Source organism: Holdemania filiformis DSM 12042 (genome assembly GCF_000157995.1).
GTDB classification, from domain to species: Bacteria; Bacillota_I; Bacilli_A; order Erysipelotrichales; family Erysipelotrichaceae; genus Holdemania; species Holdemania filiformis.
In genome coordinates this window covers 29,682-49,926 of the sequence record NZ_GG657551.1, presented here as the reverse complement: position 1 = coordinate 49,926, position 20,245 = coordinate 29,682, and the positions used below count along the sequence as shown (strand labels likewise).

General features: G+C 46.4%; 14 protein-coding genes. 12 read left to right on the top strand and 2 right to left on the bottom strand.

Annotated elements, in window-relative coordinates:
* Positions 1 to 315 precede the first annotated feature (315 nt).
* Positions 316 to 834: a hypothetical protein gene (locus tag HOLDEFILI_RS00200; RefSeq protein WP_039863530.1), complete on the top strand. Its 519-nt coding sequence runs from the start codon at positions 316 to 318 to the stop codon at positions 832 to 834.
* Between the two features lie 29 nt (positions 835 to 863).
* A complete protein-coding gene (locus HOLDEFILI_RS00195; RefSeq protein WP_039863528.1) occupies positions 864 to 1,901 on the top strand; it encodes a hypothetical protein in 1,038 nt (345 codons plus the stop codon).
* Between the two features lie 46 nt (positions 1,902 to 1,947).
* On the opposite strand, the gene HOLDEFILI_RS00190 is transcribed toward HOLDEFILI_RS00195, so the two are convergent.
* Complete coding sequence (locus HOLDEFILI_RS00190; protein ID WP_006057263.1) at positions 1,948 to 3,714, bottom strand: FAD-dependent oxidoreductase; 1,767 nt, start codon at positions 3,712 to 3,714, stop codon at positions 1,948 to 1,950.
* 197 nt (positions 3,715 to 3,911) lie between these two features.
* Here HOLDEFILI_RS00190 and HOLDEFILI_RS00185 point away from each other — a divergent pair, with 197 nt between their 5' ends.
* The 7 genes from HOLDEFILI_RS00185 to HOLDEFILI_RS00160 all read left to right on the top strand — a co-directional run bounded on the left by HOLDEFILI_RS00185 (position 3,912) and on the right by HOLDEFILI_RS00160 (position 10,268).
* Complete coding sequence (locus HOLDEFILI_RS00185; RefSeq protein ID WP_006057262.1) at positions 3,912 to 4,838, top strand: LysR family transcriptional regulator; 927 nt, start codon at positions 3,912 to 3,914, stop codon at positions 4,836 to 4,838.
* Between the two features lie 322 nt (positions 4,839 to 5,160).
* On the top strand, positions 5,161 to 6,033 hold the full coding sequence (locus tag HOLDEFILI_RS00180) for a PRD domain-containing protein (RefSeq protein WP_039863526.1): 873 nt from the start codon (positions 5,161 to 5,163) through the stop codon (positions 6,031 to 6,033).
* An 18-nt stretch (positions 6,034 to 6,051) separates the two neighbouring features.
* Complete coding sequence (locus tag HOLDEFILI_RS00175; protein ID WP_006057260.1) at positions 6,052 to 7,053, top strand: PTS transporter subunit EIIC; 1,002 nt, start codon at positions 6,052 to 6,054, stop codon at positions 7,051 to 7,053.
* Positions 7,001 to 7,444, top strand: a complete 444-nt coding sequence (locus HOLDEFILI_RS19995) for a PTS sugar transporter subunit IIBC family protein (RefSeq protein WP_208854931.1) — start codon at positions 7,001 to 7,003, stop codon at positions 7,442 to 7,444. The genes HOLDEFILI_RS00175 and HOLDEFILI_RS19995 overlap by 53 nt, the downstream gene beginning before the upstream one ends.
* A 5-nt stretch (positions 7,445 to 7,449) precedes the next feature.
* On the top strand, positions 7,450 to 7,959 hold the full coding sequence (locus HOLDEFILI_RS00170; RefSeq protein ID WP_006057258.1) for a PTS sugar transporter subunit IIA: 510 nt from the start codon (positions 7,450 to 7,452) through the stop codon (positions 7,957 to 7,959).
* Between the two features lies 1 nt (position 7,960).
* Entirely contained in the window at positions 7,961 to 9,445 is a 1,485-nt protein-coding gene (locus HOLDEFILI_RS00165) for a glycoside hydrolase family 1 protein (RefSeq protein WP_006057257.1), read from the top strand.
* Positions 9,438 to 10,268: a Cof-type HAD-IIB family hydrolase gene (locus HOLDEFILI_RS00160; RefSeq protein ID WP_006057256.1), complete on the top strand. Its 831-nt coding sequence runs from the start codon at positions 9,438 to 9,440 to the stop codon at positions 10,266 to 10,268. The genes HOLDEFILI_RS00165 and HOLDEFILI_RS00160 overlap by 8 nt, the downstream gene beginning before the upstream one ends.
* A gap of 154 nt (positions 10,269 to 10,422) precedes the next feature.
* On the opposite strand, the gene HOLDEFILI_RS00155 is transcribed toward HOLDEFILI_RS00160, so the two are convergent.
* Positions 10,423 to 12,120, bottom strand: coding sequence for an AAA family ATPase (locus tag HOLDEFILI_RS00155; protein WP_208854930.1), 1,698 nt, complete (start codon positions 12,118 to 12,120; stop codon positions 10,423 to 10,425).
* Positions 12,121 to 12,492: 372 nt separating this feature from the next.
* Between HOLDEFILI_RS00155 and HOLDEFILI_RS00150 the strand changes: the two genes are divergently transcribed.
* The 3 genes from HOLDEFILI_RS00150 to HOLDEFILI_RS00140 all read left to right on the top strand — a co-directional run.
* A complete protein-coding gene (locus tag HOLDEFILI_RS00150) occupies positions 12,493 to 13,065 on the top strand; it encodes a guanylate kinase (protein ID WP_006057253.1) in 573 nt (190 codons plus the stop codon).
* Positions 13,066 to 13,334: 269 nt separating this feature from the next.
* Positions 13,335 to 14,075: a YdcF family protein gene (locus HOLDEFILI_RS00145; protein ID WP_006057251.1), complete on the top strand. Its 741-nt coding sequence runs from the start codon at positions 13,335 to 13,337 to the stop codon at positions 14,073 to 14,075.
* 459 nt (positions 14,076 to 14,534) lie between these two features.
* On the top strand, positions 14,535 to 20,245 hold a 5,711-nt coding region (locus HOLDEFILI_RS00140; protein WP_006057250.1), incomplete at its 3' end, for a polysaccharide lyase family 8 super-sandwich domain-containing protein.

Here is a 20,245-nt window from a genome sequence, read left to right as displayed (position 1 = left end):
TTTCAAAGAAGCGTGGTTTATTTCATCAGGCTTAAAAATAAACGTATTCGCCAGGATTTGAATAAACAGTGAAGTACGATAACAATATTAAATAAGCAAAGTAGTTTCAGATTTTCCTCCTGCTAAGGGGATTTTTTGTTTTTGGCAGTCAAAATTTAAATACTTTTCTCTGATAAAAGTTTCTTCACCTTTCTTGATAGAAACTAGTTATAATGAAATCAGAATCCATGACCTGTCAATCTGCGGAGGGTTTACCTCTTATAATGTGGACGTCATTCTTGTAAAAACAAAGAACTGTGGATAGGGGGAATGACCATGAAGGGAAAGCCAGCTCTGATCATCATTTTAATCTCGGTTATTTCGCTGATGACTGCGTTTGGTTTGATCATGGCTTTTTACATTTCTGAACGTGAATTTCAAGGCGAAAAAACCTTGTCAATCGTTCGTTTTACCAGCGCCGATGAAAAGACAGAGGCGGCAGGTGACCTAAAACTGGTGAGCACTCCTGATTTTATCCTGATCGAGTTCGACGGTCAGGCCTGCCAGATTAAAAAAACGGAAGGTCTGGTGAGTGCCTTAGAAGGCGGACTTCATTTTTGTGACAGTGAAACTCCATGGGAAATTTATTTCGGAAAACACTATGATATGCTTGGAATAAATAAGATTGCAGATTTGACCATCATGGGTGATTGGCGAACTTATCAGCACACTGACGTCTTTTTTCTGGCCTTTTCCGGGAATGCGGAAACTGCCGAAAGGATGAAAAAACAGGATTGCATCCGGCAGTTTAAGAAACTGACATCGGTATTCGATATGCAGTTGGATCGACCTTGATAATGGATTGAGAAAAGGAGGAGAAAAGCATGGGAAAAAGGATCATTTTGTTTTGTGCGAACTTGTTTTGGCTCTGTTCCTGTGCGACGACGACCGGTATGACACCAGAGGAAACTTCCGTATCGGAAGAAGCAAGGTATATCGTGCAAATTGTTGGCGGCCGGGAAGAATTTTATAAGCAGGGGAAAATTGCGGTTATTCTTGATCCGCAAGTCCGTTCTCCAAAGTATGAAATCATCGAGAATTACGTTGAAATCAAACAGGGGAATCAATGGAAGCGATGGAAAGAACAGCTGCTTCCGACAGATGGATCGACCATACCCGAGGAAGAAATTCGAACGGAAAGGGTGCTGATCTACGCCCTGGATTCTTTTCAGTTTGATCAGGATCAAGTCTTCCGGTTCGTTTTTACGCTGCGGGATAAGGAGGGCGATGTGACGGTGACCACCGCGCCAGCGACGGTGATCGCAGGTCCGCCGATTCAGGAAGAATTAGATCGAACAGAATATTTAACGCTTTATCCTTATTCTGAATACGCAGACGGAAATATTTTCACGCAAAGCCGCGCGGTGGATCCCGACAGCGCACCGGTTCTTGTCGACATCGAAGCTTGTAAGGCTGTCAGTCGTTTTTCTGGAATGCTCTTAAGGAAGGTGGCCTGCGAAGTAGTTGACCGCAGCGCCTGTCCGGCTGCGGATTACCATAACTTTCTTCCGCAAGCGGATCAACCGCTGATCGCCAAAAAGACCATTGGCGGTTATCTGAACGGCCCTTTATATGAAACAGAAATGGTCAGTGGTGAAGTTCTGCGCGATCTGATCGAGGAATTATTGATCAATGCCAATTCGAAAGTAATCCCCATCCCTGTATGCTTCAACTCAGGCCAGGGATTTGCCGAGGACTTGGACAGTGAGTCTTATGGTTATGTTTTCATTACGGAAGATCAGCAGCGGAGCTACTTCTTCTCTCAGTCCGTCCAGAATTCGGGCATTGATTTCGAGATTATTGAGAAGGGAGAGTCTTTAGCGCATGTCTTTATTCCGACTTCCTTCCGCCTGAATCCATAAACAAAAGAATCCGGCGAACCGAAGGTTGCCGGATTTAAAATCTAAATTAAAGTTCCGCCAGTTCGCGGCCTAACAGATAGGACAGCGTGCAGCAGACGGCGCCCAAGTTCTGTCCCGGCATGACGAAGTTGTAGGAGTTGGCATAGAAATCGCCTACCATGATGCCAGTGTTATACAAACCTTCAATCGGCTGATCGTCAGCGTCGCAGACCTGCAGATGATCGTTAGTGCGCAGACCGCCGCAGACCGTGAGGAAGGTAGCGCCTGTCACCTTGGAACCGTAGAACGGAGCCGTTTCGATCGGATAGAGCACTTCCGGGTTCACATGGAATTCATCATCCTTGCCCGCTTTGGCAAATTCATTGTAGCGCTTAATGCTGGCAAGCGCATTTGCTTTCACTTCATCGCTGTAACCCTCATACATCTTTTCGACCAGTTCTTCCAGGGTATCGGCTTTGAAATAATTGGAGTTGCTGTTCCACATTTCAATATATTCTTCCGGGGAATAAGCTTTGATGCCGTTTTCCTCGTCAACGCAATGGCCGAACGGTTCCCACTGATCCTGGGTATAGGCATAATTGACATCCCAGACGCCGAAAGCGGTGCGCTGCGGCAGCTGGAGAACCGACATCGCGCCATAAGCGAAGTTGGTGACTTCGTTCTGGAAACGCTGACCGCGGATATCCAGATTCAAGCCCCAGAAATTGGAGATAACCGCATGCGAAGGCCCTGGCACACCGCCGTTGATCATCGGAGCGCAAGGATAGGTTTTCTGCCAGGCAGCGCCGACCCACAGTCCCATTTTCTGACCATCGCCCGGCATTAAACCGTTATAGACCAGACCTGCATCATAATCGATCTCATCCGATAAAGTATCTTTAAAGATTTCGTAAGCCCATGGCGAATACTTGGCCATCATATCTTTATTTCGGGAGAAGTCGCCGGTAGCCAGCACGATCGCCTTGCGGCCGACATATTTAACATAGCTTCCGTCTTCCTTCTGCGCAACAACAGCGGAAACGCGTCCGGTGTTGTCATTTTCCCGGATCAAATATTTTGCGACGGTCTTATAATGGATTTCTCCACCCATGTCCGCGATGTGGCTGGCATAGGCCTGAGCCTGCAGCGGTGCGCCGAACAGAGCGCCGAACGGCTGTTCCTCATTCCAGAAATTGTGCGAAGCGCTAGGCACGGTTAGGACTCCGTCCGGATCATAATAGCCAGGTTCCAGGCAGACATGCAATCCTTTCGCTTCCATTTTGTCGATCATCCAGTCGACGGATTCCGCACTGTTGTTGATCCATCGTTCCCATTTCTTTTTATCCATGAAATAAGTGCCGGAGGTCTGTTCCGTTTTTACGATTTCCCGGGCAATTTCCGGCGAATAATCAATACCTTTGGCCTTTTGATATTTGGAACCTACCGCATGATTGGAACCGCCGCGGGAATACGGCTGGGAGCCGGCGGAGAACATCAGAACATCAGCGCCCTGTTCCATAGCTGAGCACATCGTGCATAAGCCGGCCATACCGGAACCGATGACGATGATGTCATGTTCGATCGTTTCTTTGATTTCAGAATCCGGGATTGGATCCGGTGCAATTTCAAATGACCATTTCTTCTGCGCCATCATATCGGCGGTTAAGACATCGTTGTTGACAGGCGCTGATGAAGCCTCCGGGGTTTTCGCATCGTTGTCTGAAGCACAGCCGCCCAGCATGCCGGCGGCCGCTAAGCCGACAGCCCCCGCTGCCGCACCTTTGATGAAGTCACGCCGGGAGATTCCCTGCGCGAGTTTGTCCGTGTTTTTCATTTCCTTCCTCCTTGTGTTTTCGAGTCAAACTGTGCTTTTATAAGATTGACAATAAATGCACAATGCTCTTTAATTGATATTGTAGGCGGTTTCGGATCCGGAAAAAAGCAGTCTTTTTTTGCGTCAGCGCAAGGGAAACTTACTTTGTGCAAGAAGGATCAAATTAACTGCCGGGAGAAAGACAGGGGGGAGTTCGGATGGACATTCAGCATCTGCGTTATTTTCTGACCGTCAGCCGGACATTGAATTATACCAAAGCGGCAGAGGAATTATATATCAGCCGGCAGGCGGTTGCACAGGCGGTACGTCAGTTGGAAACGGAGCTGCAGTCGCCGCTTCTGATCAATCGGAAGAATGCGCTGGCCTTAACGCCGTTAGGGCTGATTTTTCAGAAGGAAGCGGCAAAAATTGTCCGCGCTTTCGGTCAGTTTGAAGCAGCGATGATGAAACAGGCCGGAGATAAGAAAAACGAACTTAAAATCGTCATGGGCGCCGGCATTGTTTTGAATTTGTCAGCTGAGATTTTTGCACGGTTTTCCACCGCATATTCTTCCATTTTATTATCGACGAAGGAAGAAGACAATGAAACGATATTGCGGCATGTGACGGAAGGCGAAGCCGATCTGGGCTTGATCGGAACCACGCCGGCCTACATACAGGGGTTTCGTTACTGTCTGATCAAAAAGAGTGATCTGCATGTGTGCATGCACGTCGATCATCCGCTGGCAAAAAAAGTATCGCTGACGTTTCAGGATTTAAAGGATGTGCCGATGGTCGGTTTTGGAGAAAAATATGATCTGCATCGCTATTATGTGCAGAAATGTCATGAGAATGGTTTTTCACCGACGTTTTCCATAATTACCGCGGATGTGAATATTTCACGCAACCTCGTGCTGGAGAACCGGTCGGTCAGCTTTGCGTTCCCGGATTATCGGAAGGATACGCATCCTTCCCCATCGAAGGTTAAGGTCCTGCCGCTGAATCTTGGTGAAACGGATGATTGGGGAATTTACGCTATCACACGGAAGGACGAGGAAATCACGCTGGCTCAGCAGCTGTTTATTGAATTCATGCAATCCCAGGCGCGGATGGAGAGTCCGGCAACCGCAGCCGGAGTCCGCTGAGTATTTCGTGTTTAGCTGATTTTATTGGAGCTGCGTTGAATCGTTGAGGGAAGGATTAAAAATCCGGCAATAATAAAGCAAAGGGTAGAATATCGATGTAAATAATGGAAACGTAAAATCACTATTGACAATCTGCAATCGCTTTCATTATAATAAAATTAGGAACAAAAATAGAAACCGGACTTGTTACTTAATCTTAAGATTAGGGCAAATTCCAATGGGTTGTTGAGAGGACACCCAATTTGGAGTTTGCCTTTTTTTGTTCTTCTCTGGGAAGGAGGCAAGAGGAAAAGATGATGCAGGACAAGACTCGTTTGAGCTTATGCTGAAAGATACGCTGCTGGTCAAACGAATCATAAACAACAACATTGTCATCGCCGAGGACTTCAAAGGCCACGAAGTTGTCGCGATCGGCAAAGGGCTGGGATTCCGCAAGCAGAAGTATGACGTAATCCACAGCCGCGAAGTAATGAAGACGTATGTACTGGTCGATGGATCTGCCCGCCCGCAGCTGCTTTCTTTGTTTGAACAGGTACCCTTTGAGATCATTGAGCTGACGCAGAGGATTATTGACATCGCGCAGGAAGATCTCAAAATGACGTTTAATGTGAATCTGGTCGTAGCTTTGGCGGACCATATTCAATTCAGCGTCAATCAGTACAAAGCCGGCTTTGATATGCCGGCGCTGGTCAACGAGGAAGTGAAGCGGTTTTATAAAGATGAATATGAGGTGGGAAAAAAAGCGGTTCGTCTGATCAACGAAACGCTGCATATCCAGCTGAAACGGGAAGAATCGACGTCGATTGCCTTCCATCTGATTACCGCCGCGGAAAAAAGACCGAACCATGATGCGCTGCGGATTATGCAGGGTGTCAGCGAAATCATCAAGCTTGTGGAGCAAACATTGGATCTGACGCTGGATGAAGATTCCATGGCGGTTTCCCGCTTCATTATCCATCTGAAATTCTTTATGCGAAGCATCCTTTTTGAACAAGTCCGGCGCAGCGAAGGATCGCTGGGGTCCATGTTATCCCAGTTTTCCACCGGCTATGAGCAAGCCAGCCGCTGTGTTGATCTGATTTCTAACTATGTTCTGGAACACTATGCTTACTCGCTAACCGATGAAGATCGGTTATATCTGATGATTCATATCGTCCGGCTGTGGGATCAGCAGGGCGGAAGTCATAAAGCGTAATAGCGAAGGGAGAAACTTATGGCTAAAATTGATTATTCTGCATTAGCCGCGGCGATTATGGAAAACGTCGGCGGTTCCGGCAACGTTCATACAGTATCACATTGCGTTACACGGCTGCGGTTTGTACTCAAGGACCGCTCAATGGCGAAGGATGCTGAAATCAAACAGCTGACCGGCGTCTTGGGCGTGGTTTATGGCTCGGGTCAGTATCAGGTAATTCTGGGGGAAAATCTGTTTCCGGTGTTTGACGAAATCGTTAAGAATTACGAAGTCGAAACCGGCGATGTCGTGGCGGAAAACCATACGGAAGATCTGGCGCTGAAGGGAAAAAAGAAAACAATAAAAGATTATTTCATGAAGGCGATTCAGTTCATGTCCGCGTCCTTGACGCCGTTTATTACCGTCTTATTCGGAGCGGGCATGTTGCGGGTCATTCTGTCATTGGCTTCCTATTTCTATCCGGCGGTAACGTCCAGCACGACGTATATGTTGTTTAACTTCATGTCGCAGGCGCCATTCTATTTCATGCCAATTCTGGTTGCTTACGGCGCGTCCCGCGTCTTGAAATCCAATCCGGCGTTTGCGATCACCGTGGCGGCCGCACTGCTTTATCCTGATTTTGCGGCGATGGTCGCAGCGGGGGATCCGGTCACGATGCTGGGGCTGCCGGTGAAGCTGGTCAGTTATTCCAGTTCGCTGCTGCCGGCGATTTTCTCAGCGATTCTGTTAGCCTATCTGGAGAAATTCTTCTACCGTGTGATTCCTGGGATGCTGCGGTCCGTCTTTGCCCCGCTGTGTGTATTCCTGGTCGGCTATCCGGTGACGATTTTAATTCTGGGACCGGCTGGTGTTGTCGTCGGTACCTGGATTGTGACCGGTATTGTCTGGCTGCAGGCTCATGTCGGAGGCTTTGCGCCGGGCATCATTGCGGCGATTCATCCATTTCTTAGTCATGATGGGCGTCAACATGCTAATGGTCGCGCCGATGACCGAATTATTCACGTCGGTCGGCTACGATAATGTTTTCCGTCCAGGCTGGATTCTGCACAACATCGCAGAAGGCGGTTCCTGTCTGGCAGTCATGCTGAAAACGAAAGATAAAGATTTGAAATCCAGCGCGCTGTCCGCGGCGATCGGCGCGATAATTTCCGGAGTTTCCGAGCCTGCGCTCTATGGCATCAATCTGCGTTTAAGAACACCGATCTTCGGCGTTGTGGCCGGCGGTCTGGTCGGCGGGGCGGTTGCCGGATTTATGGGGGCGAAAGCCTTTTCCATGGGATATTCCAGTATTCTGGGCGTTGTCATTTTCGAGAATACGATGATGGCGATTGTAGCGGGTGTGATCGCGGCGTTCCTCGTTTCTTTCCTGGCCACCTTTGTGCTGTATAACGGGAAAACGGTGAACGACTGACGCCGATGCTGAATCTTTTCAAAAGACAAGCCTCAAGCTGTCCGCAAACCGAGATCACCGCGGTCATCAGCGGCCGTTTACTCCCGCTGAGCGAAGTTCGGGATGAAGTGTTCGCGCAGAAAATGCTGGGCGATGGAGCGGCGGTCCAGCCGGAAGGTGAAATTGTCGCCGCCCCCTGCGACGGGAAAATCACGATGTTGTATCCGACTCTGCATGCGTTCGGCTTAGTTAATCCCGATGGGTTGGAAATACTCGTGCACATCGGAATTGATACGGTGAGCTTGCAGGGAAAGGGTTTTAAAGCTTATGTTCAGGAAGGGGATACAGTAAAGCGCGGCGATAAAATTATCCGCTTCGATTCTTATCTCATGAATCAGAAAGAAATGGATATGACAACGATGACGTTGTTTCCCAACGCCGATGCTTTTCAGCTCGATATACAGCGCAGCGGCTTTGTCAAAAAAGGGCAAAGCCGGATTGCGACCTATCAAATAAAGGAAGGAAAGGACAAATAAGATGAAAAATACAAAAGAGATTCAAGCGCCAAAGGGTTTCCCCAAGGGATTCTTGTGGGGTGGAGCCACGGCGGCCAATCAATATGAGGGAGCTTATTTAGCGGATGGCAAACTGCCTTCCGTCGCAGACGTTCAGCCGCACGGCATCTTCGGCGGACCGCAGGAGGATCAGCCGTTCTACCCCACGCATGAAGCGATTGATTTCTACCATCATTATAAAGAGGATATCGCGCTGTTTGCGGAAATGGGCTGGAACGTCTACCGCACTTCAATTGCCTGGACGCGAATTTATCCAACCGGCGAGGAAGAAACACCCAATGAAGCCGGCCTGCAATTCTATGACGCAATGTTTGACGAATTGATCGCCAAGAACATGAAGATCATGATCACGATTTCCCATTATGAAATGCCGCTGGCACTGGTGAAAAAATATGGCGGATGGGATAACCGGAAGTGGATTGAATTCTATATGAAATTTGTCAGGACAATCGTCGATCGCTACCGCGGCAAGGTCAGCTACTGGCTGACGTTTAACGAGATCGGGAATAATGTCAATTATCCGATGATGTGGATGACCGCCGGTATCCGCGCCGACAGTGAAAATCTCGAGCAGAAATGTTTCCAGGCTTCCCATCATCAGTTTGTCGCGTCATCGCTGGCGACAAAATATATTCATGAAACCGATCCGGCCGCTCAAGTTGGCTCTGTCATCGAATATAAGACAATGTATCCGATCACCTGTGATCCGAAGGATTCCGTTGTGGTTTCCAAATGCAAGCAGAAATCGTATTTCTATCCTGATGTGCAGGTGCGCGGAGAATATCCATCCTATATCTGGCAGTATTTAGAAGAACATCACATTGAGATCGAATATGAAGAAGAAGATATGCGGATCATCAAAGAAAATCCTGTCGATTTCTTATCGTTTACCTATTACCGGTCCCGGATTGCGGGTAAGGATTATATTGAATCCGTGCAGAAGGACACCAATAAATCGGACGCGCTCGTCGATGGAGATCAGCAGCAGATCGGCCGCCAGGATATTGTTTCAACCGGGCAGACCAATCCATATCTGAAGCTGACGCCTTCCGGCTGGTCGATTGATCCGGATGGTTTATATCTGGCGTTAACCGATTTGTATGACCGGTATCAGGTTCCGATTTTCATCGCAGAGAATGGCCTGGGCCTGAAGGAAGAACTGGTAGAGGGAACGGTTGAGGATGATTACCGGATTGAATTTCTAACCGACCACTTCACCGCGATGAAAGAAGCGATCCACAACGGCGTTGAATTATTCGGTTATACTTATTGGGGACCGATCGATTTGGTTTCTAACGGTACAGGTCAGATGTCCAAGCGTTATGGATTTATCTATGTTGACCGCAACGATGCCGGTCAGGGCACCAACCGGCGATATAAGAAAAAGAGCTTTGACTGGTATAAAAAAGTGATTGCAAGCAACGGTGAAGATTTAAGCAATGATTAAATGCATCATCACCGATATCGATCAAACGTTGACTGACGCCGGGATGAAGCTGACGCCGCGGACTTTGGAAGCAGTAGGTAAAGCAAGGGCGCAAGGAATTCAAATTGTACTTTGTTCCGGCCGGCCCTTTCCAGGGATGCGGGGTTATCTTGAGGCTTTGGGATTGAACCAAAGAGCGTGCTGCAGCGTTGGTTTCAACGGCGGCGTACTGTATGAAAATGGTACAGGCACAGTCTTGCAGGCAACCTTTTTTGAGCCGGAAACACTGCAGGAAATTGTCGCTGAGCTGCGCAGGATGAACGTGAATTTTCATCTGGAATCTCCGATTTCCATTGTAACGGGATTGAATCCAATTGGACATTATACGGTGCGGGACAGCTTCATTACGAATATGCCGCTGGAGGTCGCGAAGTTTGAAGCTCTGTTGAAACGGTCAGATATCTGTAAAATCATGATCGCCGATAAACCGGAAACGTTGGATTCGCTTGTTCTTCCGGGAAAATTGAAAACAAAGGCGAAGTTTGTCCGGAGTCGTCCGTATTATCTGGAAGTTGTCCCGCTGAATGTGCATAAAGGTCTGGGCGTTGAAGCGGTGGCTGCGCGATACCAGCTGAAGAAAGCAGAAATCCTGGGGGTCGGCGACGGCCTGAATGATCTGGAATTACTGGAAGCCAGCGGAATGAAGGTGGCTATGGAAAACGGTGCAGATGCTTTGAAGCAGATTGCCGACATCATTGCCCCTCCGCATGATCAGGACGGCTTCGCACGATTGTTGGAAGCTCTGCTGCGTAAGGACGGACAGAATTTGAATGGAATCAAATAATGAAGATCGATACAAAAAGGGAATTCGGTTTTATACTGGATTCTCTTTTCTGATATTTATGTTGATGCATAGAGATCCTAACGGTTGATTGAAAACAATTGGATAACAAAAATTGCGGAACCTCTTGTTAAGGTTACCGCAATTCTTCTAAATATTACAAAGAAGGAATTTCTTCCTTGACTACCATGACTTTACATTTCTTTCGGCAACAGGCAATGCCATACTTGAGAATCAGAGAGAATCCTTCCTTTTTCAGTTCAGCATCATATTTTTGTTGATCAATCTGCCGCAGAGCATCTTGACAAACCTCGGTAAGATTTTCATTCTCCGCATATTTGACTTCGATCACAATCCCAATATTCAGCTCTTCCATTTGAATCAGAATGTCGCCATAACCTGTGCCGGCGGCTTTATTAGATTGAACATACCATCCGTTTTTAAACGCTAAAATTCCCAATAAAATACCATGATAAAAGTTTTCTTTCAAAGGTTTACGAACAAATGTGTCACGAATACTGATGGTATTTTCTAAATACTGGTTAAAGCAACTTTCAACTTCATCCGGCTGACCCACAGCCAATGCTGAACAGAAAGTGTTCAATAATTCACCGTCACGGCCAGCTTGTTCTTTGAACATGACCATAATTTGATTGATGAAGAGCTTACGGATTTCCATATTGGGAATAGCCAGCTGTACAGTTTTTTCATCAATCTTTCCACGCTGAGTTAAATAACCGGTGGTGAATAAAACACTCCAAAGATGATCGATAGATTCATAGAGCTTGTTATAGGTCAGATCTTCATGAATTTCTTTAGAAACTGTTTCCCCCGCGATCAACGCCTCAATTTCACTTTTGGTTAAACCACGGTCGACTTTTTCAATAAATATCCGGATGACATCGTTGCTGCTGGTATTCGACCAGTAATCTTTAGGCTCCAGCGACGGATCATCGAGTAATTCGTCACAATAATTGATAACATCCCAAGGGCAATAAACGTCGATATTGCCGAAACGATAACCATCATACCAATCTTTGATTGTTTCATATTTATTATCGAGATGGTAATAGTTCAACAGATCTCTAACCTCGGTGTCAGTAAAACCGAAATATTCGTCAAAACGCACATTTGTAATTGAGAAAATTTTAGGATTATTCAGGCCGGTAAAAATGCTTTCTTTTGCGACGCGCAGACATCCTGACAAAACCGCAAAATATAAATTTTCATTTGTTTTCAGCGCTTGTTCAAATAAATTTCGAATTAAAGAAACCATTGGCGCATAGTAGTTTTTTTCATTGGCTTTCGCCAGGGGAACATCGTATTCATCAATCAAAATGATGACCTTTTGTCCGAAATGCTTACGCAGCAGTTCTGACAGTTCTCGCAAGCTAAAACATAAAGTTTCATCATCCATCTCTTTTTTCAACAGTTGGGAAAACAGTTCTTTATCTTCGTAAGAGAGGACTTCGCTATCTAATAAGAATTGTAATCGGCGGGCTTCTTCATTGATTACTTTTACTGCCAATTTGCGGGCAGTTGCATAAGTGTCAGCTTCAACACCTTTTAAACTAATGGAAACGACCGGGAATTTTCCCATATATTCGCTGCATAAAGCGGTTTCCCGGGCAATGGCTAATCCGTTAAACAAATCGGGATTGGTTCCAATTTCAAAAAAAGCTTTCAGCATACTCATGTTTAAAGATTTACCGAAACGCCGCGGACGCGTAAAAATATTGACTTCTCCCCACTTTTGAAGCAGATCCCGGATCATCGTTGTCTTATCAACATAATAAAATCCCGCGGTTCTGATTTTTTCAAAGCTTTCAATTCCGACAGGAAGTTTCTTTTTCATCTCCATTGTCTCCATCGGGTTACAACTCCTTTCCTTCATAGACTTACTATCATTATTCTATCATTATTTTGTCATTATTTTATCATTCTTGAATCAACATGGATGATAAAATTCATTTTACTTCTTTTGAAAAGAAGTTCTTGCCAGAATCTGAGAAAGAGATCAGGCAATCTGTTGGAATATTTCCTCAATCTAATGCAGGTTCTGAAGTTTTCTTGTTATAATAGATTCAGAAGAACAGATTTCGCAGAGAGTCATGCTTGTAAACGCAACATGTTGAGATGAAAATTTTACAATTAAAAAGAAAATATTTGTCATTGTCAGCGTTTTGCGGTATAACTACATTATGAAATCTGAGGGAGGGGCGAATTTATGGCAAAAGGATTAGTCGTCATCTTGAGCGGTGTCAGCAGTATCGGTAAAGATCAGGTACGTCAGAAGCTGCTGGACGATCCAGAATTGGGCTTAATGGATATCATATCTTTGACCACACGGCCAAAGAAGGAAACGGAGAAAGACGGCTGGGATTATTACTTTGTTAATCATAAGGACTTTGCGAATGCCGTTCGGGATCACAGGATGCTGGAGTATACTGAATTCAACGGATATTACTATGGGACTCCGGCTGAACATGTGGAGTTTTTGACAGCAATGGGGAAGAATGTCCTGATTTCCATTGAAGCGCAGGGCGTTGGACAGATCCGGATTAAACATCCGGACAACAAAGCTTTTTTCCTGGTTCCGACAAGTCTGGACGAATTAGAGAAACAGATCCGTCAGCGTTATCATGCGGATGAATCGGGCATCAATCTGCGAATGAATAAAGCGAAGACCGAATTGGAACTGGCGAATATCTTTGGCACCTGCGTGCCGCTGACTTCTGATGAGGAAGCCTTCAACGCCATCAAAACGGAACTGCTGGAAGAATTAAAAAATCGCGAATAGGAGAAAGAAAGCCGGCTGAACGCCGGTTTTTCGTTAGAAAAAAGAGGAACAAGATCTGATTTGTTCTTTAACCTTATCCGGGACTTCTTTTCTAAATGACGAGCTGCTTTCTTGATAAAGATGAAAGAGAATGTTAAAAATAGACGTAAGATCCATACGAATTGATAAAGAAACATCGCGGACTCTTACGGTGAACTTAAGGTTTTCTGACATTCCGGATATTCATCTTAAAATATGATATTCTAACGTCAGAAAGGCAGGCATCAAGGATGAAAAGAAAAATAGTTATGGTGATTTTAGGAATTATTTGTTTAGCCTATGCCTGCCTGACAATGATTACGGTTTCCCTGCAATTCGGCAATGCCTTTTTTCTAACGTTAGGAACAATGCTGATCAGCGAGGGCTTAATCCATGAAAAACTGGGGAATTCTGGAAAGCGATGGATGAATGGTATCTGGATGATCAGCGGCGTACTGGTTCTGATTTTGATCAGCTTCATGGTAAACGCAGCCAATACGCATATTTCTGCTTCCCAGGATCAGGGAACCACCGTGATTGTGCTGGGGGCGAAGATCAATGCGGATCAGCCGAGCTTAATTCTGGAACGGCGGCTTCAGGCCGCGCTGGACTATGCTAATGAAAATCCGGAATGTACGGTCATTGTGACCGGAGGCCAGGGCAATGGCGAGGACTATGCGGAAAGCACGATCATGAAGAACTGGCTTGTGGAAAACGGGCTGGAGACGAATCGAATTTTGGAGGAAAATCAAGCCCGCAATACGGGTGAAAACCTGAAATATTCTTTAAAGCTGCTGCGTCAGAACAACTTAAGTGAAAATGTCGTGATCGTCACGGACAGCTTTCATCAGCTGCGTGCTTCGATTCTGGCAAAACAGTTGGGAATCGAACAAATCAGTGCCGTGAACTCAAAAACGCCGGTTTTGTTGATTCCGATGTATACCGTGCGGGAATGGTTTGGGTTAGTGAAAGCACTGGTGCTGCAGAAATAAAATAAACAGGATTTCTTAATCGAAACTGAGAAATCTTTTTTTCCTGACGAGCTTTAAATTAACGATTCCAAGTATTGAATAACGCAATCGAGGAAATCAAGTGAATAGTCAAAATAGAGATAAAAAGGGACAAATATAATCCTTGAAATGTGAATTGAAAACAACCTTTAGTAAAAGACGGAATTGGAATTAAAGTTGAAATAAAATGAGTTTATTTTCCTTTGTATTATATGGCTGATGTTTAAACAACCCTTTTGTGAAAAGGTTTTTGTTAATTTATAAGAATAATTTATAGATTAGTAATAATTGCTTATGGATTGAAAATGCTTATTGGACAAGCCTCTTTCCGCATGCTAAATTGAAAATATGTTAACGCTTACACGTTTTGCGTTTATTTCCAACATAAAGGGATGGGAATGAAGACAGGACGAATAAGCATGGGGAAGAGAGGAAAGACAGATGAAAAAACTGCTTAGTTTCCTGGCAGCTTTGGTCACGGCACTGACTGTGATTGTTCCATCTCAGGCGACGCCGCTTTTTGCACAATCGCCTGAAGCACCAGTAACGCTGCGCGTTGGAACCTGGAATATCGCAGCGAATAAACATCCGGATTTGGCTGCGATGTCCAATGTAATTGCGGAGAACAACATTGAAGTGCTCGCAGTTCAGGAAGTTGATATGTTCAACAATCGAAACAATATCGATATGATGGCCGGATTAACCAGCACAAAATTGGTGCACACTGATTTTGCAAAATTCAGAGACTATGAGGGAGGGGAATTCGGTATTGGATTCGTATCTCAGTATCCGATTCTGAAATCATCGGCAAGTCCGCTGGAAACTTATGAACTGGAAGCGACGAAGGTTGCTCAGCGCATTGTCGTCGAAAAAGATGGAAAACAGATTGCGCTTTACAACGTCCATCTGAGCGCGCAGACTCCGAAGCAGATGACTGCTCGGGAACTTCGCCAGGTTCAAATGGCGCAGCTTGCGGAACAGATTGCGAATGATCCTGTTGAGTATAAAGTGATTATGGGCGATTTTAATACCGATCAGGATACTTATGAGTTTTCCCGCTTGCTGGATTATTTCAATATGGCTAACGGCCATGATGATCAATGGCTGAGAACCTACTGGCCGGATGATGATCCTGCGATGAAGGTCTTTGCGGTTGATAATATTCTGGCTACGAAAAATATTGAAATTGATAATATCAAAGTAGTGAATAACAAACTTTCCGATCATTATATGCTGACGGCGGATCTTACGCTTTCTGATGAAAAAGCACCCGAACTGCGTCAGAATCGTGCTTTAGGCGCAGCAGTGGAGGCAAGCTCAAGCGATGAAGGAACTTCGGCTTTTGCGCTGGTAGATTATCAATATGGAAAAGGCTGGACCAGCAGCGAAGCGACCGCTGAGATTACATTGCAGCTTGATCATGTCGTTGAAAATGCTCAGGTTAAGTTGATCTGGGGTGATCAGAAACCAACCCATTATACGATCAGTACTTCTTTTACAGGGAAGAACTGGACAAAGACCGCAGATGTGAGCGATGCTAAAGCGATTGATTCTCTAACGGTAGGGAATGCCCGGTATATCAAGCTGGAACTACTGGAAAAGACGGCGGATATTTATGATTTGCGGGAAATTGAGGTGCTGGGGCAGTTTAACGATGCTTTGGATACCACGAATGAGAATATCCTTGATAACAGTGGATTTGAGGTCTGGGAACCGATCGTCGTTCCGCATCCGGATCAGCCGAATACTACGGTGTGGTGGGATAAAGCGGTTTGGGAAAACGACATGAAGACCAAACCGTGGATTTATCAAGTCTATGAAGGCAACGAAACATTAGCTCAATATTATATGGCCTATCAGGATGCAGTGGATAAGCATGAAGGTCAATATTCCGTGCGTGTTGAAAAGCGTGAAGGTGCGACAAAAGAGGCTTATTTTAAACTTCAGAATTACCCGTTTATCAAGGGACAGACGTATAAGATTTCATTCTGGTATAAAACGCAGGATATGAATTCTGAGAATTTTAAATTAAAGATTTTTAATCAGGAACATGCTATTAAAAATGCTGTAGAATGGACTCATTTTGAAGAAGAATACAAAGCTGATGGAGCGAAGTCTTTAGTAAATCTGTTCTTAAAAGATACAGTTGGAAAAACAGTGAGCACCGGCACTTTCTGGGTCGATGATTTTCAGATCATTCCTGTGAGCACCTCGGAACCGCTGCCAGTCTCCGCATCATCGCTGGATGTCCAGCTTGTAGCGCAGCGGTTGGCGGTCAACGAAACGGCGCAAGCGGTAGCGGCAGTTTATCCAGCCAACGCCGAGGATCAGGATGTGATTTGGTCTTCTTCCAATCCGAAAGCGGCGACCGTGAATGAAGAAGGTAAAATTACCGCTCTGGGCCGGGGAAATACGGTCATTACGGCAACGCTCAAATCCCAACCGTTGATGCGGTCCTCTGTTCCGCTGACGGTTTACAGTGATAAAATCGAAATTCAAGCTTTAGAAACTGCAATCGCCGAAGCGGAAACCTTGCTTCCTGAGGCATACACGCAGGCCAGCTGGGCACGGGTAGAAAAAGCTTTGATCGAAGCCCATGCTGTATTAAGCTCGGCAGAAATGGATCAGGATGCCGTGGATGCCGCGTTGGCATCGCTGCAGCAGGCGGTTAAATACCTGGTTGAAAGCAGTGAAAAGGACGCCGCTTATCAGAAAATTATGAATTACTGGGCCAGCGAGTTGGTTGGCGATACTTCCGGTACCTTCCAGGATGAAATCTATCTTGAAAATGTCCGGAGTCTCGATGGAAAATCCCGGAATTACTTAAATACAATGAAAGATCCGCTCTCGCCGAACACGCAGGAATTGTGGACGGATAAGGCGATGAATGACGCGGAAATGGGTGCGAAGGTCACTGAAGCGCTGGATCGGCTGAAAATGATCGCGACGCAGTACCGCACACCATTGTCTGATTTATATCAGGATGAAACAGTCCGGATTCAGATTTTAGAAGCCATGGAATTTGTCCTGGCGAATAAATACGGACCAGATACAAAGAAGGGCTCGTCAAACTGGTGGGATTGGGAAATCGGCAGCCCACGCTCCATGATGGATGTGGCTTTTCTGATGGCTGAGGAATTACCGGCAGCCATGAAGCAGCAAATTGTTAAAACGATCGACCGGTTTGTTCCCAAGGCGGATTACCGCTTGAACAGCAGCTTAAAAGAAACGGGCGCCAATCTGATCGATAAAGTTTCAATCGTAATTAAACGCGCAGCCTTTGAGGGCAACAGCGAACGCCTGGAACATGCGCAGTCCTGCATGGCACTGTTGTTCACCTATGTCACCTCCGGCGATGGTTTCTATAAAGACGGCAGCTTTATCCAGCATACGTCCATTCCGTATAATGGATCTTACGGTTTTGTACTGCTGGACGAATTGACCAACTGTCTGATCATGCTGAACTTTACGGAGCATGCGGTCAGTCCGGAGGATGTCGCTTTGTATGAAACGTTCTTAAAAGATTCCTTCATTCCGTTCCTTTCCTACGGCGGCAACGTGCTCGACTTAGTCCGCGGCCGTGCGGTATCCCGAATGGCGCAGCAAGGCGATACGATGGGCATGAAGATGATGGGAACCATTCTGCAGTATGCGGAAACCGTGGATACAGAATCGGCGGCAGAGCTTCGTTCGCAGATTAAAACGATTGCGGCGGAGAAATTCAGCCAGCCGCAAACTCAGGATTTCTCGTTAGTTCCTTACAGCGATTACATCCGGGTTCAGGTTTTACTGAATACGGAGGATGTGGAGACCGCAACTCGTCAGAACAGTTATAATGTCTATTCTTATATGGATAGAACGGTAGTTCATCGTAAAAATTTCACATTTACAGTTTCTAATTCATCCAATCGGATGTATAACACGGAACAGGGTAACGATGAAAACAATAAGGGCCGTTATCAAGGCATGGGCCATACCCAGATCTATACATCAGACATCAGTCAGTATAACGATCACTATTTCGCAACTGTCGATAATTACCGGGTCAGCGGGGTAACGACGGCGCATCAGGATATTAGCTTTAATACCAGCGGGCAGTCTGCCTGGGCAGGCGGAACGACCCTGGATGGCGTGAACGGCGTTACCGGTTTGATTCTGACTGGAAATAAACCTTTCAGCAAGCCAAGCGCCAGCGGAACCGGCAATGACTCCAATATCAGTGGAAGTCGTTCAGGAATCAGCGGATACAAGTCCTATTTCGTTTTCGGGGATCAGCTGATTTTCTTAGGTACCGGGATTACCAACGATGGCAGCGATTCCAAGGTTGCCACAGTAGAAACGATTGTGGATAACCGTAAGATCAAGGCAGACGGATCCAATCGCTTGATTGTCGACGGCGTTGTCAAATTAAGCGAGAATGGCGAAGAAGTTCTGAGTCATCCGGCTTATGCCTGGCTGGAAGGCAATGCCGGCGATGCCATCGGCTATGTCTTCCTGGATCCCGCCGAAATTATGATTAAAAAGGAAACCCGGACAGGAACCTGGAACGACGTGAATAAGCTGGCCAAGTTTACGGATTATACGGAAAGAACCAACAACTTCTTATCGCTCGCTGTCCAGCATGGGCAGAAACCAACCGACAGTCAATATGCTTACATCGTGCTGCCAAATGCCAGTCAGGAAGAAACGGCAGGCTATGCGGCTGATGAGCACATTCAAATTATCAAACAGGAAGGCGGCGTTCATGCGGTCAAGGATCTGGCCAGCGGACAGATCGCAATGAACTTCTTTATTGCGGGATCGGCTGGAGAGGTGACGGTGGATAAGCCGTTGTCGATCATCATCGAAAAGACAGACAACGCTGAAAAGATCCGTCTGGCTGTCAGTGATCCTACCCGCTCGTTAAGTGAAGCGACAGTGACCCTCGATAATGTGAATTTGCAGCACCTGGATGTATTGCGCGGAGAGGCGCAGATCATCCGGGCCGAAGGCAATTCAGTTTCCCTGAAGGTAAATTTCAACCTGAAAGATGGCCAGCCGCGCGAGATTGAGCTGGGAACGACCTATGACAGCCAGTCGATCAACTACGCTTCCCAAGCTCATGGTGCGCATCCGGCGACGGCGAGCAGTCAGGTCAATGATGCTCGGGCTGCGAAGTATGCCAACGACGGCGATTATACAGCCAGCACCTCACGCTGGGCTTCCGCTTATACACAGTCCAATGACCTGATTGGAAGCAACCTGAGTGCGGAAACCAAGGCCGCTGAAAATGATCAGTGGCTGGATATCGATCTTGGTCAAAAGCGGACGATCTCCCAGGTGGTCATTACCTGGGAAGCGGCCAATGCCCGCGAATACAAGATTCAAGGCTCCTTGAATGGCGAAGAATACTTTGACCTTTATCACGCAGTGATTGAGAATGCCGGAAAAGCGGGAAGAACGGATACGTTAACGTTTGAACGGACTGAGGTTCAGTATCTGCGGATGAAGGGAATTGAACGTTCACATTATCAAGGCGGCTATTCCATTGTTGAATTGGAAGCCTATGAAAATCTGTCTTTGACAGCTTCTCTGGAAAAAGCGCAGGCGTTATTAACAAAATATAACGATGCATCCGCCTTTGTTTCCGAAGCGATGTACAGCCAGGTCAAGAGCGAAGTGGAAAAAGCAATTGCGGCTGGGAATTCGCTGATTCAGCAGGGCGCAGCTTACGACGATACGGAACTGGCGCGGATTGTCAATGAAGTCGAAAGCGCCTGCAGCCGCTTTAACGCCGCGGTGCTGCATGTTGAACAAGTTGTGATTACTGAAGGCGATGATCTTCTGCTGGGAAAAACGGAAGGCCTGCAGCTGCATGCTTCGGTAATGCCATCCAATGCTTACAACAAAGCAATTCGTTGGGAAAGCAGCGATCCGCAGATTGCCTCCGTTGATGAATCTGGTTATGTCCAGGCGGTTAACGGCGGAACGGCAACGATCAGAGCGATCGCTCTGGACAATGAGGTCAGCGCTGAAATCACGATTACTGTCGAATCGAAGGTCTCCGGTATCGCGTTAAATCAGAGCGAAGCAGCAGTCATGCGCGGCGAAACAGTGACGCTTCAAGCCTACATTGAACCTGCGGATGCCAACAATAAAAATGTTCTCTGGTC

Bases quoted from the DNA above. Each gene is read 5' to 3' on its own strand.
- HOLDEFILI_RS00190 (WP_006057263.1), bottom strand. From the start codon at position 3,714: ATGAAAAACACGGACAAACTCGCGCAGGGAATCTCCCGGCGTGACTTC.
- HOLDEFILI_RS00170 (WP_006057258.1), top strand. From the start codon at position 7,450: ATGCTGAATCTTTTCAAAAGACAAGCCTCAAGCTGTCCGCAAACCGAG.
- HOLDEFILI_RS00180 (WP_039863526.1), top strand. From the start codon at position 5,161: ATGCTGAAAGATACGCTGCTGGTCAAACGAATCATAAACAACAACATT.
- HOLDEFILI_RS00155 (WP_208854930.1), bottom strand. From the start codon at position 12,120: ATGAAAAAGAAACTTCCTGTCGGAATTGAAAGCTTTGAAAAAATCAGA.
- HOLDEFILI_RS19995 (WP_208854931.1), top strand. From the start codon at position 7,001: ATGCTAATGGTCGCGCCGATGACCGAATTATTCACGTCGGTCGGCTAC.
- HOLDEFILI_RS00200 (WP_039863530.1), top strand. From the start codon at position 316: ATGAAGGGAAAGCCAGCTCTGATCATCATTTTAATCTCGGTTATTTCG.
- HOLDEFILI_RS00150 (WP_006057253.1), top strand. From the start codon at position 12,493: ATGGCAAAAGGATTAGTCGTCATCTTGAGCGGTGTCAGCAGTATCGGT.
- HOLDEFILI_RS00195 (WP_039863528.1), top strand. From the start codon at position 864: ATGGGAAAAAGGATCATTTTGTTTTGTGCGAACTTGTTTTGGCTCTGT.
- HOLDEFILI_RS00160 (WP_006057256.1), top strand. From the start codon at position 9,438: ATGATTAAATGCATCATCACCGATATCGATCAAACGTTGACTGACGCC.
- HOLDEFILI_RS00185 (WP_006057262.1), top strand. From the start codon at position 3,912: ATGGACATTCAGCATCTGCGTTATTTTCTGACCGTCAGCCGGACATTG.
- HOLDEFILI_RS00175 (WP_006057260.1), top strand. From the start codon at position 6,052: ATGGCTAAAATTGATTATTCTGCATTAGCCGCGGCGATTATGGAAAAC.
- HOLDEFILI_RS00145 (WP_006057251.1), top strand. From the start codon at position 13,335: ATGAAAAGAAAAATAGTTATGGTGATTTTAGGAATTATTTGTTTAGCC.
- HOLDEFILI_RS00165 (WP_006057257.1), top strand. From the start codon at position 7,961: ATGAAAAATACAAAAGAGATTCAAGCGCCAAAGGGTTTCCCCAAGGGA.